This window comes from Mycobacterium sp. E3298 (assembly GCF_001666895.1).
Taxonomy (GTDB): domain Bacteria; phylum Actinomycetota; class Actinomycetes; order Mycobacteriales; family Mycobacteriaceae; genus Mycobacterium.
In genome coordinates this window covers 1-12,550 of the sequence record NZ_LZJB01000617.1, presented here as the reverse complement: position 1 = coordinate 12,550, position 12,550 = coordinate 1, and the positions used below count along the sequence as shown (strand labels likewise).

The following is a 12,550-nucleotide window of genomic DNA, read 5'->3' as shown; positions in this document are numbered from 1 at the left end:
CGGCGGGTATCGCTACGCGTTGAGAATGCGTTGGCCGATGACGCGTTGCTCCTGCAACGCGTCGATGTCCGCATCGGACAGTCCAAGCGCCCCAAGCACCTCGGCGTTGTGCTGACCCAGCGTCGGTGCGGCGGTCCGGTGGTGGTGTGCGGGGCCCGGCGAAATCTGAAATGGCCAGCCCGGAAACCTCTGTCGGCCAGTGATCGGGTGGGCCAAATCCTGATAGAAACCGCGCGCATCGAGCTGTTCGACGTCATACATCTCGTCGGCTGCAAGTAGACGCTCGGCTGGGACGCGTTGTCGGACAAGCGTTGCCACCAGCTCACCGGCGGGTCGCCTGCTCGTCCAACTCGCGAGCACCTCGTCGAATTCGTCGTGGTGTTGCCGGCGAGCTTCCGCAGTCGCGAATCTCGGGTCGTCGCGCAGCTCGTCACGATCGATGGCGGCCAGCAGCGCGACCCAGTCGGCGTCGTCGCGCACGGAGATCGCGATCCACTCGTCGGTGCGGGCCGTCGGATAAACGCCTTGGGCGTATTCGCGGTGCCGATTTCCCTCCCGCGGCCGCACCGTGCCCGTCAGTGAGTACTCGATCACCGGTTCGGCGGTCACCGCAGCGCCAACCTCGATTTGCGCGACCTCGATGAGCTGGCCCTCACCGGTCGACCGCCGATGCTCGAGCGCGGCCAGCAACGCCACACCCGCATGTACGCCGGCGATGGGATCGGCGGGGCCCTGCAGGTTGCACGGCGGGCCATCCGGGTAACCGGTTATCGCCGACATCCCGGACACCTGTTCGATGTTCAGCGCCCAGCCCACGTAGTCGCGCCACGGCCCCTGTAGACCGAATCCGGGCATTCGCACCATGATCACGCCGGGATTGATCTTCGCGAGGGACTCATAGTCGAGCCCGAATTGCTCGACCACGCGCGGCGAGAAGTTCTCCACCACCACGTCGGCCTCGGCGGCCAGCCGCAGGGCCAACTCGCGGCCGGCGGCGGAGTTGAGGTCCAGGGTGATATCGCGCTTGTTGAGGTTCGTTCCCTGCCAAAGTGGCCCCCGTTCGTACCAGTCTTCCCCTTCGCGGAGTAACGAGCCGGAGTAGCGGTGGCCGTCGGGGCGTTGGATGGATTCGACCTTGACCACGTCCGCCCCGAACGCGCCGAGGTAGCACGTCAGGTAGGCACCCGCCCAGAAGGTGCTCAGGTCGAAGACCTTCAAACCGTCGAACGGCAGGGCGACATTGCGGACGCCGTCCTCCCGGCGGGGTGCTTGCCGCTCGCCCCAAGCGGCCTGCGTGGCACTTCGGAGGGCGGGAGCAGGCAGCGATGGCGCGCTCGGCGTCTTCGAAAACCGAAACGGCGCACCAGGTCTGGTGAACCCGCCGGATTCAGTCGGGGCCTTGACGAAGAACCCCCGCTCGGCGTACTGCGGACAGGCGAGAATGGTGTCGCCGTCGGTGACCGGCGCGGCGGGTATCCGCATGGCCTGACTCAGCTCGACCAGATCGGAGACGGTCATCGAATCGAGGAAGGGCTGTGCCTTGGCAAAAAACTCGCCGCGCTCTGGCCCACCCAGCATGACCGCGAGCTGATGCTCGCCGAATTCGGGCAACCCGACCATGGCGCACACGTCCAGCCAGTGCTGGCCGGTCAGGCAGTTGATGCCGATCCAGCCATCGGCGGCCCGAACGATCCCCAGCATCGGTGCGGCTTTGGAATTCGTCGGCAGACCAAGGCTTTTCAGGCGAGCCGCCATCAGCATCGGATACGGCAGCGTCGACAGCAACGACTCGAACATCGAGACGTCCACCTCGACGGGCCTGTTCGTTCCGTCCGCGGCGATTCGCAGTGCCGTCAGCGTCCCGAGGGCCGCATACGAGCCCGCGATGTACTCCGGGATCCGGGCGCCCGCCTGTACCGGAGCCCGACCGGGATCGCGCATGTTGACCCACCCCGCGGCCGCCTGCAGGGTCAACGGAGTCGTCACCCGGTCGCGAAGCGGTCCCTCCTGGCCGAAGCTCGAAATCCGGACGACTATGAGGCCGGGGTTGATCCGGCCAAGGGCGTCCAGGTCCAGGCCCCACTCCAGGCGGGCAGCCGAGCCCGCCGGCAGGTCCTCCACGAGCACATCCGCCGTCGCGATCAACTCGTGGACGGCGGCGAGGCCATCCTCCTGACCGAAATCGACTGTCGTTCCGCGTTTCCCCGCATTGAGATACCCGAACAGCCCGCATCGCTCGGGATCCGGAACGTTCGCGGGGAACGGACCCCACCGGCGCAACGGGTCACCCGCCGGCGGCTCGATCTTGCATACGTCGGCGCCCAGGTCGACGAGCAGCTTTGTGCAATACGGCCCCGCGATCTCGGAGGCGAGCTCGACGACACGCAACCCCGTCAGCGGCCGGTTCACGCCGGTATCCCGATGGCCTTCGGCTCCATGTAGGCCCGCAGTCCCATCACACCGCCCTCCCGGCCGATCCCGCTCTGCTTGAAGCCGCCGAACGGTGCGTCCCCGGGGATGGTCCCGTTGATCGACACCTGCCCGGTCCGGATCCGGCGGGCGATGCCCACGGCACGGTCGACGTCACGTCCCCAAACCGCGCCACCTAGCCCGTAGGCCGAGTTGTTGGCGATCGCCACCGCGTCGTCGTCGTCGCGGTACCGCAACACCGTCAGGACGGGTCCGAACACCTCCTCCTGCGCGATGTAGGACTCCGCCGACGCATCGGTGAGTATCGTCGGCTCGAAATAGAAGCCCTTGTTCAGGTCTTTCGGACGGGCTCCCCCGGCCACCACGGTCGCACCGTCGGCCTCAGCGCGTTTGACGAAGCCCTCGACGCGGTCGAGGTGCTCGCGGCTGATCAGCGGTCCCATGGTGACCGCCGGATCGACGGGATCGCCGATCACGACCGCGCGGGCCAGCGCGGCGAGCCGGTCCACCACTTCGTCGTGGATCGCGTCCGGCAGCAGCAGCCTGCTGTTGAGGATGCAGGCCTGCCCGGCATGCATCGTGCAGCCCTCGAACAGCAGACGCTCCATGAATTCGTCGGTGATGTCGACGTCGGGAAGCAGGATCGTCGCCGACTTTCCGCCGCATTCCAGCAGAACTCGTTTCATGGTCGTCGCCGCGCCCGCCATCACGTCGCGGCCCACAACCGAGCTGCCGGTGAAACTGACCATGTCGACCCTGGGGTCCAAGGTCAGGCTTCTGCTGGCCTCGAGGCTGTTCGGCGTGACCACATTGACCACACCCGGGGGGATGTCGGTGTCCTCGTGGACGACCCGGGCGAGGGCGAGCCCGGCAAGGGGCGTCAGCGGGGACGGTTTGAGCACGAGCGTATTTCCGGCCGCGAGCGCCGCTCCCAATTTCATGACATTGAGGGTGTGCGGGAAGTTCCACGGCGTCATCGCCGCCACCACACCGAGCGGTTCGTAGCGCAACAGCGTGGTGCCCGCGGCACCCCACGCGTCCAAGGGCGCCTCGGCGGGTTCGACTGCCAGTTCGGCGGCGTGTCCCATCATGAAGACCGGTCCGTCGACGTGAATCAGCCGCTCGTTTGCGGTACAACCCCATTCGGCCTGCGCGAGGTCGTAGATCTCCTCTCCCCTGGCCAGCAACGCGTCGCTGAGCTGTTGCAGGCACCGCGCACGCTCGGCGGGATCGGCCGCCGGCCACGGACCCGTATCGAAGGCCGTTCTCGCGGCGCCGATCGCCTGCGCAACTTGGTCAACGCTGGCGTCGGGCGCCGTTCCGATCACCGCTTCGGTCGCGGGGTTCGTGACGTCGTAGCGCCCGCTGTCCGGGTCGGTCCACCGCCCGTCGATGTAGTGCCCCTCAGCCTCGAGGAGGGAACGAGACCCAGCCATCATCCGCCTGCCTTCCCTGACTGCTTGCTCGCGGCGCGTTGCGGGCGGCGCCTTACGAGAACATACATACTTTGGCAGTGTGTACACAACCCGCTGCAGCGCCCTGACCGGCAATTAACGTAATTTCCGGTCATATACGCCGTGATTGACAGATGGCCCGGGCCTACTGTAGACACCATGGAAACGGACATTCTTCTCAAATCTGTCCGAAGCAAGCTCGGTGTCGAGGAAGGCATGCGGTGCCCACAACTACTGTCCCATTGCATTCACCCGACTTCTACGCCGGCGATCCGTACCCGGTCTACCGAGAGCTTCGCAACACCACGCCTGTCGTGTGGAATGACGTCACCAAGTTCTGGGCGCTGTTGAAGTACGAGGACATTCGTTATGTCTCCGGCCACCCACTGACCTTCTCATCGACGAAGGGCATCTCGATACCGGATCCCGCCCAACCCGAACCCGTTCAGGAGGGCAACCTGATCTTCACCGATCCCCCACGCCACCGGCAGCTTCGCAAGCTCATCAACTCCGGCTTCACCCGCCGCCAGGTGCAGTTGCTCGAACCCAAGGTGCGCGAGATCGTGCGCGGCATAGTGGACAACATCGACCCGGCAAAGACACAGCAGTTCGCTGAGGACATCGCGTCACCCCTGCCGACGCGGTTGATCGCGGAGATGCTGGGGGCCCCGACCGAGGACTGGGAAAAGTTTCGGACGTGGTCTGACGCGGCGGTGGGCACCGCCGATCCGGACATCGAGATGGATCACCTCGTCGCGCTCGGTGAGCTCTACGAATATTTCACCAAGCTCATCGCGGCTCGCCGATCCGGTGAGGTCAGCGGGCAAAACGATCTGCTGAGCATTTTGGCGGCGGCCGAGGTCGACGGCGAGCAGCTCAGCGACGCGGACCTGCTGAATTTTTCGTTCCTGTTGTTGGTCGCCGGCAACGAAACCACCCGCAATCTGATCGCGTTGGGCACGCTGGCGTTGATCGACCATCCCGATCAGTTCGCGCTACTGCGGTCGAACCCGGCGGAATTGTTGCCCTGCGCGGTCGAGGAGATGTTGCGATTCACCAGCCCGGTCACCCACATGGCCCGCTGCGCCACCGAGGACGTCGAGATCCGCGGCCAGCAGATCAAGGCGGGCGACACGGTGGTCATGCTCTACGGCGCCGCCAACCGCGACGAAGAAATCTTCGGCCCTACCAGCGAAGACTTCGACATCACGCGTAACCCAAACCCCCACATCGCATTCGGTGCGGGTGAGCACGCCTGCCTTGGTGCCCAGCTGGCCCGGCTGGAGGCTCGAGTGTTCTTCGAGGTGCTCTTGGGAACGTATCCGTCGATCGAACTCACCGGCGACGTGACGCGACTGCGCGCCACCATGACGCCAGGCGTGAAGAGCATGCCGGTACGACTGGGAACGAGCGGCTGATGGACTTCGACTACACACCCGAACAGGAACAGCTTCGGAAGGACTACCGGACCCGCCTCGAAGCGGTGATGACGCCGGAGCGCAGAGCCGCCGTCGCCAACCTGACGGAGGGAGGCGCCGCGATCGCCGAATGCAGGCGCGCGCTCGGCGAGGCCGGTCTGCTCGGCGTCGCCTGGCCGGTTGAATTCGGGGGCGGCGGCCTGACCGCGCTGGAGCAGTACATCTTCTCGGAAGAGGCCCGCAGGGTCAACGCCCCGCTGCCGATGATCACGCTCAACACCGTGGGGCCCACGCTGATTCAGTACGGCACCGAGGAGCAGAAAGCCAAGTTTCTGCCCGCCATCCTCAAGGGCACCGTCGAATTTGCGATCGGCTACTCGGAGCCCGGGGCCGGCAGCGATCTCGCGTCGCTGCGCACCACGGCGGTGCGCGACGGCGACGAGTTCGTCATCAACGGCTCGAAAATGTTCACCAGCGGGGCCGAGTTCGCCGACTACATCTGGCTGGCCGCCCGTACCGACCCGAACGCGAAGAAACACAAGGGGATAACCCTTTTCATCGTGCCGACCGACTCGCCGGGGTTCTCCTGGAAGCCGTTACACACCATGCCGGGTGTGTCCACGTATTACACCTTCTACGATGACGTCCGGGTACCCGAGAGCGCCATCGTGCTCGGCGAGAACCAGGGCTGGACGTTGGTGACCAACCAGCTGAATCTGGAACGCGCCGCGCTCGGCAACCTCGGCGCCCTGGAACCGCTGTTCAACAAGACGCTGAAATGGGCGTCGACGACGCCGCTGGACGACGGCATGGTCATCGACAAGCCCTGGGTGCAGCAGGCGCTGGCCCGCGTGGAAGCGCAGGTCGCGGCCTACCGACTACTCAATCTGCGCGTGAACTCGACGATGAGCGCCGGCGCGCTCGGCATGGGCGAGGCTTCCGCGGCAAAGGTGTTCGGCACGGAGCTCACGCAGCAGGTTGCCCGCGAACTGCTCGAGGTTGTCGGCCAGGCCGGTACGCGCAAGGACGCGGCGGCTCCACTCAAGGGCGAATTGGAGAGCGCATATCGCATGGCGGTCATCAACACATTCGGCGGCGGGGCCAACGAGCTTCAACGCGACATCATCGCCATGGCAGGCCTGGGGATGCCGCGCGCGCCGCGCGACATGCGGGCCGGCGCATCCTAAGAGGAAGGTACGAGCCGTGACCGAAACAACGAAGGACCCGCTGCGCGAGCGCCTCGACGCGCTCATCGGTAGACCCATCAGTTCCGGACAGCCGGTCAAGGCGCCGGATCCCGTGAATGCGGCAATGATTCGGCATTGGGCGTACGCGCTCGACGATATGAACCCCGCCTATCTGGATCCGGAGTTTGCCTCCTCCTCTCGCTACGGTGGCCTCGTCTCGCCTCCGGTGATGCTGCAGTCGTGGACCATGGCGCCACCCAAGCTCGCAGGCATTCACGAGCGTGGCGGAGTCCCCGTCGAGCTCAAGGAGAATCCGCTGCAGTTCCTGACCGATGCGGGCTACACCGGCACGGTCGCCACCAACTCCGAGTTCGAGCTCGAGCGTTACCCACGGGTGGGCGACGAGATCACCGCCGAAACGGTTTTCGAGACGATCTCCGACGAGAAGAAGACGGCGATGGGCCACGGCTACTTCGTCACCTGGATCACCACCTATCGCGACCAGAACGGCGAGGTGATCGGCCGCCAGCGGTTCCGCACCCTGCGGTTCAAGACGGGAAACTGATGGCCACCAGACTCGCTCCGTCGATCAGTCCGGACACCGAATTCTTCTGGTCGGGCCTTCGGGACCACAAGCTGCTGATCCAGCGGTGCACGGACTGCAAGACCCTGCGGGTGCCCCCGCGCCCGATGTGCGGGAACTGCCAGTCCCTCAACTGGGATTCCGTCGAATCGACCGGCCGCGGAACGGTTTACAGCTTTGTCATGCCGCAATATCCTCCGCTGCCGTTCCTCCAATATCCCTACGTGGTCGCCCTGATCGAGCTCGACGAAGGAGTTCGCATCGTGTCGAACCTGTGCGAAATCGAGCCCGGCGCCATCGAGGTCGGGTTGCCCGTCGAGGTTTTCTACGAGAATTTCGAAGCCATCCCGAGCGGGGAAGAGCTGGTGCTGCACCAGTTCCGGCCCGCGCGCTGACAACGAGGCATCAAGCGAGCATGGACTTTACCTTCACCGAAGAACAAGAGACGGTCGGCAAGGTGGCCCGTCAACTCTTCGAGCACCGCGCCACCCCCGACGCTCTGACCGACCTGGAATCCGGCGGGGTTCGCCACGACGAAGCGATGTGGCGCGAACTCGCTTCGTCGGACCTGCTGGGCATCGCGCTGCCCGAGTCCGTCGGCGGCAGCGGACGCGGCTTCCTCGAGCTCGGCGTGCTACTCGCCGAGGTCGGCTGGAGCGTTGCGCCCGCGCCCGTCTACGCGACCCTCCTGCTCGGCGCGGATACCATTGCGCGACACGGTGACTCGGCTATCCACGAGCGATACCTCCCGGGAGTGGTGGACGGCAGCACGATCCTCACAGCCGCGCTCGCCGAACAGGGCAACTCCGACCCGACCGCGCCACGCACAACCGCGCGCGCCGACGGCGACGCCTGGACCCTCGACGGCAGCAAGGAGCTCGTACCGGCGGCGCAGCTTGCCGAAGCCATCGTGGTTTCGGCTCAAGCCGACGACGGCCCGGCCTTGTTCGTCGTCGATGCGGCGGCCGACGGCGTGACCGTGTCGCCGGTGGCGACCACCAACGGTGAGCCCTACGCGGACGTCGAACTGACTGGCGTCGTGGGGCATCGACTCAACGGGGGTGGCGCCGCGGACGCGGTCGGCTCGCTGTACACCAGGGCACTGGTCGGTTTGTGCGCGATGCAACTCGGCGTCGCCGAACGCGCGTTGAAGATCGCCGCTTCCTACACCGGCGAACGCGAGCAGTTCGGCAGACCCATCGGCTCGTTCCAGGCCGTGCAGCAACGGCTGGCCGATGCATTCATCGACGTCGAGGCGATCCGGTGGACCACCTGGCACGCCGCGTGGCTGATCGCCGAGGGTCGGCCCGCGACGCGCGAGGCCGCCATCGCCAAGTTCTGGGCGGCTGAAGCCGGAGCGCGGGTCGTGGCGTCGGCCCAGCAGGTCCACGGCGGCATTGGCATCGACGTCACTTACCCGCTCCACCGATATTTCCTGTGGGGCAAGCAGATCGAGCTCTCCCTGGGCGCGGCCCCCCTCCAGCTCGCCCGCCTGGGCGCGACCTACCCGGAAGGAAGCAGATGACCTCCACCGCCGATCGCACCACCACGCTGGCGTGGGACTCGATCAATGTGGGTGACGAAGTCGCCCCGCTGGATGTTCCGGTGACCACCACGCTGATCGTCGCCGGGGCCATCGCATCCCGTGATTACATGCCGGTTCACCACGACCGCGATTTCGCGAACTCCCAAGGATCGAAAGACATCTTCTTGAACATCCTCACGACCAATGGTCTCTGCGTGAAATTCCTGCACGACTGGGCGGGCCCGGAGGCGATGATCAGGAAACTGTCCATCCGCCTCGGCGTACCCGCATACCCGAATGATCCGCTCCGGTTCACTGGTTCGGTCACGGACAAGTCCCAGACCGACCGCGAAGGACTTGTCGAGGTCACCTTCAAAGGCACCAACAGCCTCGGTGACCACGTCTCCGGGACCGCGGTGCTCAGCCTGCTCCACGGTGTGGACTTATGAGCGACGGTATCGGCGGTAAAGCCGCGCTGGCCGGTATCGGACAGACCGAGTTTTCCAAGGAATCGGGCCGCACCGAGATGCAACTGGCGTGCGAGGCGGTGCTCGCCGCGATCCGCGACGCCGGGCTGACGCCCGCGGACATCGACGGCATGGTCACCTTCAGCGTGGACGACAACGAGGAGATCGAGGTCGCCCGCAACGTCGGCATCCGGGAACTGACGTTCTTCACCCGGGTTCCGCACGGCGGTGGCGCGGCGGCCGGCACCGTCATGCAGGCCGCCATGGCGGTCGCGACCGGAGCGGCAAAAGCGGTGGTGTGCTACCGAGCCTTCAACGAGCGCTCCGGCTTCCGCTTCGGCGGCGCCGGCCGCCAGCCGGGCGTGACACCGCTGTGGATGGCGCCCTACGCGCCGTTCGGCTTCATGACGCCGGCCGCCTGGGTGGCCTTGCACGCCCACCGTTACATGACGACGTACGGCGTCACCAACGCGGACTTCGGCAAGATCTCCGTCATCGACCGCAAGCACGCCGCGAGGAATCCCGATGCGTGGTTCTACGGGAAGCCCATCACCCTCGAGCAACACCAGCAATCACGATGGATCATCGAGCCGGTGTTGCGACTGCTCGACTGCTGTCAGGAAAGCGACGGCGGCGTTGCCATGGTGGTGACCAGCGTCGAGAGAGCACGAGACTTGGCCAAGCCGCCCGCCGTCATCACGGCCGCCGCCCAGGGCGCCGCCCATGACGGCGAGGTGATGACGAGTTACTACCGCGAGGACATCACCGGGCTGCCGGAGATGGGCGTCGTCGGCGACAAACTGTGGCGGGATTCCGGCCTTAAACCGCAAGATATTTCGACGGCGTTCCTCTACGACCACTTCACGCCCTTCGTCTTCACCCAACTCGAGGAACTCGGCTTCTGCGGCCGCGGCGAGGCCAAGGACTTCGTCTCGGTCGACGAGCTGTCACTCGGCGGCCGCATGCCGATCAACACCAACGGCGGCCTGCTGGGCGAGGCATACATCCACGGCATGAACGGCATCACCGAGGGCGTCCGTCAGGTGCGCGGCACGTCGCACAATCAGGTGGACAACGTCGAACACGTGCTGGTCACGTCGGGCACCGGCGTTCCCACCAGTGGCTTGATTCTCGCCCCCGATCACTGAGCACGCAGGCGAGGAAAGCCGATGACGCAGGCTACCGCGGTCGACACCCGAGCGGCGCTCATTTCGGCCGCGTTCGCCTGCTTCCGAACGCGCGGCTTGCGCAAGACGACGATCGTCGACATCGCACGCGCCGCCGACGTGTCCAGAAGCACGTTCTACGAATACTTCCGGGACAAGGAGACGATTGTCGAGGCTTGCGCGGAGGAGGCGTCACAAAGCTTCTATCGCAAGCTGGCAAAGGCGATTGACCGCGACGGCGGCAGCACCCTGGAGGAAAAGCTGGTCCGCGCAGCGGTTTTCGTTACCCAAGCCCGCCGGGTGGTGGAGCACGAGTCATATTTCGACGAAGAACAGGTCAACTTGATGTTGACCAAGAACGCGTCGACCCTAGTGCGGGAATGCGGTGAATTTCTCGCGCCATACATCTCCGCGGCGAGGCTGACCGGTGAGGTGCGCAACGACCTCGACGTTCGATCGGCGTCGGAGTGGTTTGCACGAATCCTGTTGTCTTTGTTCACAACCCCGTCACCCTATCTCGACGTGGATGACGACGCGGTGGCCGACTTCGTCCGAGCGTATGTCGTGCGGGGATTCGGCCATGAGCGAGGCAAACGAAGCAGCGCGTGGCTCCCGAGACCGCAAAGCTGACGGCAGGTCGATGTGCACCTAGGACTCCGCCTTGGCGCGTGCGCCGTCGAGAGACGGCACTGCGTGGCCTCCCATTCGGTCGATCTCGCGCAACAGAGGTTTCGCGGCAGCATGGATTTCGCTCATCGTCATGGCGCGTAGTGGGTGGAACCCAAGGATGAGTCGCACATGTCCCCTATCGTCAAGGACGGGCGCCGAGATGGTGGCAACCCGGAGCGCATCGCGTGCGCCGTCGCCGGATAGCAGGTTCGCCGATATGAATTCGATGCGCAATTGGTCGACGACGGAGCGCAAGTTGTGGGGCACTGTCTCGGTAGACAGCGTCTCGATCGCATGAGCCGCCTGCGCCAGCGCGGGAGTCATCCAATCGACGTCATAACCGCGGTCGCGCGTCTGAGCCAAAACTGCGCGAAGGCGCTCCGCCAGCGACGTGTCTCCGGCCGCGCCGCGCTGAATCCACGATTCCTGTTGGGTTGGGATATCCCATGCGGCGCAGGCGATCCCAAACGGCGGTGCATAGGGGATCCGCTCGAGGGAAGCGACCGGTGCGTTAGACCCGTCGGGACTTTCGAACGCGGTAATCACGAGTTCGTCTCCACTGCGCTCGACCACCGAGGCCGGCGCACCGGTTGCCTCAGTGAGACGGTGGATGGCTTCGCGAGCGACAGCCAGAAGTGGGCGCGCTGCTTCGAACCTCTCCGCGATGAGGGCAATAGTGGGACCAAGATCAAACTTCTTGGAAATGGGATCACGCGTCGCCCAACCGCGGTCACACAACGTCTTGAGTATGGAGTGCGCCGTGGCCTGAGAAAGGCCAAGTTCGCGAGCGACGTCGGAGAAGCGGTGCCCGCCATCCTCCGGCCTGCTGAGAAACTCAACGACATCGAGGACACGCTCGGCCGGTGCTGACGTGACTCCGCGCATCTTGACTCCTCTCGCGCCGCATTCTACGGTCGACTCAGTATTTAGATGAATTATTCTCTAATAGTAGAGAATACCGCATGAGGATGTGAGTGCCGGTGCGTGCCGTAGTGCTGCGAGGCGGGGAGCTTACGGTCCGCGAGACTGCCGATCCCGTTCCCGGGCAGGGCGATTTGCTGCTCAAGACCCTCAGCACCGCGATCTGTGCGTCCGACGTGCACTACATGGACCATCCGGAATTGGCGATCGACGATCCGACGGGTCGGTCGCTCTACGACCCCGACCGCGACGTTGTCCTGGGGCACGAGTTCGTGGGTGAAGTGATCGGCCACGGCCCTGGATGCGGCGAGGCCTTCCCGATCGGGGCCAGGGTGACGTCGATGCCGATCCGGTTGGTCGACGGCGGCGCTGGCGGTCTACGCATTATCGGACAGCACCCCGAGGCGCAGGGCAGTTTCGGAGAGTTGCTTGTGGTACCCGAGGCGACCGCAAGGGTGATAGAGGGCTCGGTGTCCAGCGATGCGGTCGCCGTGGTCGACGCCTTCGCGGTCGGCGAGTTTTATGTCCGCGCCTCGAATCTGCAGCCCGGCGAGATCCCGATCGTCGTCGGCGCGGGCGCCATCGGGCTGTCGGCGGTCGCTGCGCTCAGCGCGCGGGGGGTTGATCCGATCATCGTGTCCGACTTCAGCGCCGACCGCCGCGAACTGGCCCAGTCCGGGTTCGGCGCGCATGTTCTGGTCGATCCGGCCCAGCGGTCGGTGTTCGACGC

12 protein-coding genes are annotated in these 12,550 nt (G+C 65.4%); 9 read left to right on the top strand and 3 right to left on the bottom strand.

Features of this window, described 5'->3' with window-relative positions:
- Positions 1 to 12: 12 nt before the first annotated feature.
- Entirely contained in the window at positions 13 to 2,409 is a 2,397-nt protein-coding gene (locus A9X05_RS28420; RefSeq protein WP_067785664.1) for a CaiB/BaiF CoA-transferase family protein, read from the bottom strand.
- A complete protein-coding gene (locus A9X05_RS28415) occupies positions 2,406 to 3,866 on the bottom strand; it encodes an aldehyde dehydrogenase family protein (RefSeq protein WP_067747666.1) in 1,461 nt (486 codons plus the stop codon). Before A9X05_RS28415 ends, A9X05_RS28420 begins: the two co-directional genes overlap by 4 nt.
- A gap of 260 nt (positions 3,867 to 4,126) precedes the next feature.
- Here A9X05_RS28415 and A9X05_RS28410 point away from each other — a divergent pair, with 260 nt between their 5' ends.
- From A9X05_RS28410 to A9X05_RS28375, 8 genes are read left to right on the top strand one after another with little or no spacing between them, the layout of a single operon-like run.
- Complete coding sequence (locus A9X05_RS28410; protein WP_067747650.1) at positions 4,127 to 5,302, top strand: cytochrome P450; 1,176 nt, start codon at positions 4,127 to 4,129, stop codon at positions 5,300 to 5,302.
- Positions 5,302 to 6,489 carry an acyl-CoA dehydrogenase family protein gene (locus A9X05_RS28405; RefSeq protein ID WP_067747648.1) on the top strand — a complete coding sequence of 396 codons (1,188 nt, stop codon included), beginning with the start codon at positions 5,302 to 5,304 and terminating at the stop codon, positions 6,487 to 6,489. The genes A9X05_RS28410 and A9X05_RS28405 overlap by 1 nt, the downstream gene beginning before the upstream one ends.
- Before the next feature lie 16 nt (positions 6,490 to 6,505).
- Positions 6,506 to 7,054 carry a MaoC family dehydratase N-terminal domain-containing protein gene (locus tag A9X05_RS28400; protein ID WP_067747646.1) on the top strand — a complete coding sequence of 183 codons (549 nt, stop codon included), beginning with the start codon at positions 6,506 to 6,508 and terminating at the stop codon, positions 7,052 to 7,054.
- Positions 7,054 to 7,467 carry a Zn-ribbon domain-containing OB-fold protein gene (locus A9X05_RS28395; RefSeq protein ID WP_067747644.1) on the top strand — a complete coding sequence of 138 codons (414 nt, stop codon included), beginning with the start codon at positions 7,054 to 7,056 and terminating at the stop codon, positions 7,465 to 7,467. Before A9X05_RS28400 ends, A9X05_RS28395 begins: the two co-directional genes overlap by 1 nt.
- Before the next feature lie 20 nt (positions 7,468 to 7,487).
- Complete coding sequence (locus tag A9X05_RS28390; RefSeq protein WP_067785661.1) at positions 7,488 to 8,597, top strand: acyl-CoA dehydrogenase family protein; 1,110 nt, start codon at positions 7,488 to 7,490, stop codon at positions 8,595 to 8,597.
- Entirely contained in the window at positions 8,594 to 9,046 is a 453-nt protein-coding gene (locus A9X05_RS28385) for a MaoC family dehydratase (protein WP_067747641.1), read from the top strand. The genes A9X05_RS28390 and A9X05_RS28385 overlap by 4 nt, the downstream gene beginning before the upstream one ends.
- The gene (locus A9X05_RS28380; protein ID WP_067747638.1) at positions 9,043 to 10,212 is read left to right on the top strand and encodes a lipid-transfer protein; all 1,170 of its coding nucleotides are present in this window, start codon (positions 9,043 to 9,045) and stop codon (positions 10,210 to 10,212) included. The genes A9X05_RS28385 and A9X05_RS28380 overlap by 4 nt, the downstream gene beginning before the upstream one ends.
- Positions 10,213 to 10,233: 21 nt before the next feature.
- Entirely contained in the window at positions 10,234 to 10,860 is a 627-nt protein-coding gene (locus tag A9X05_RS28375; RefSeq protein WP_067785658.1) for a TetR/AcrR family transcriptional regulator, read from the top strand.
- Between the two features lie 18 nt (positions 10,861 to 10,878).
- Here A9X05_RS28375 and A9X05_RS28370 read toward each other — a convergent pair whose 3' ends face one another.
- Positions 10,879 to 11,784, bottom strand: a complete 906-nt coding sequence (locus tag A9X05_RS28370) for a helix-turn-helix domain-containing protein (protein WP_067785655.1) — start codon at positions 11,782 to 11,784, stop codon at positions 10,879 to 10,881.
- A gap of 95 nt (positions 11,785 to 11,879) precedes the next feature.
- On the opposite strand from A9X05_RS28370, the gene A9X05_RS28365 reads away from it, so the two are divergent.
- Positions 11,880 to 12,550 (top strand): alcohol dehydrogenase catalytic domain-containing protein (locus A9X05_RS28365; RefSeq protein ID WP_156737064.1); only part of this gene is annotated, 671 nt, incomplete at its 3' end.

Coding starts and splice junctions, on each gene's coding strand:
- A9X05_RS28415 (WP_067747666.1), bottom strand. CDS start 3,866: ATGGCTGGGTCTCGTTCCCTCCTCGAGGCTGAGGGGCACTACATCGAC.
- A9X05_RS28405 (WP_067747648.1), top strand. CDS start 5,302: ATGGACTTCGACTACACACCCGAACAGGAACAGCTTCGGAAGGACTAC.
- A9X05_RS28395 (WP_067747644.1), top strand. CDS start 7,054: ATGGCCACCAGACTCGCTCCGTCGATCAGTCCGGACACCGAATTCTTC.
- A9X05_RS28390 (WP_067785661.1), top strand. CDS start 7,488: ATGGACTTTACCTTCACCGAAGAACAAGAGACGGTCGGCAAGGTGGCC.
- A9X05_RS28385 (WP_067747641.1), top strand. CDS start 8,594: ATGACCTCCACCGCCGATCGCACCACCACGCTGGCGTGGGACTCGATC.
- A9X05_RS28380 (WP_067747638.1), top strand. CDS start 9,043: ATGAGCGACGGTATCGGCGGTAAAGCCGCGCTGGCCGGTATCGGACAG.
- A9X05_RS28375 (WP_067785658.1), top strand. CDS start 10,234: ATGACGCAGGCTACCGCGGTCGACACCCGAGCGGCGCTCATTTCGGCC.
- A9X05_RS28370 (WP_067785655.1), bottom strand. CDS start 11,784: ATGCGCGGAGTCACGTCAGCACCGGCCGAGCGTGTCCTCGATGTCGTT.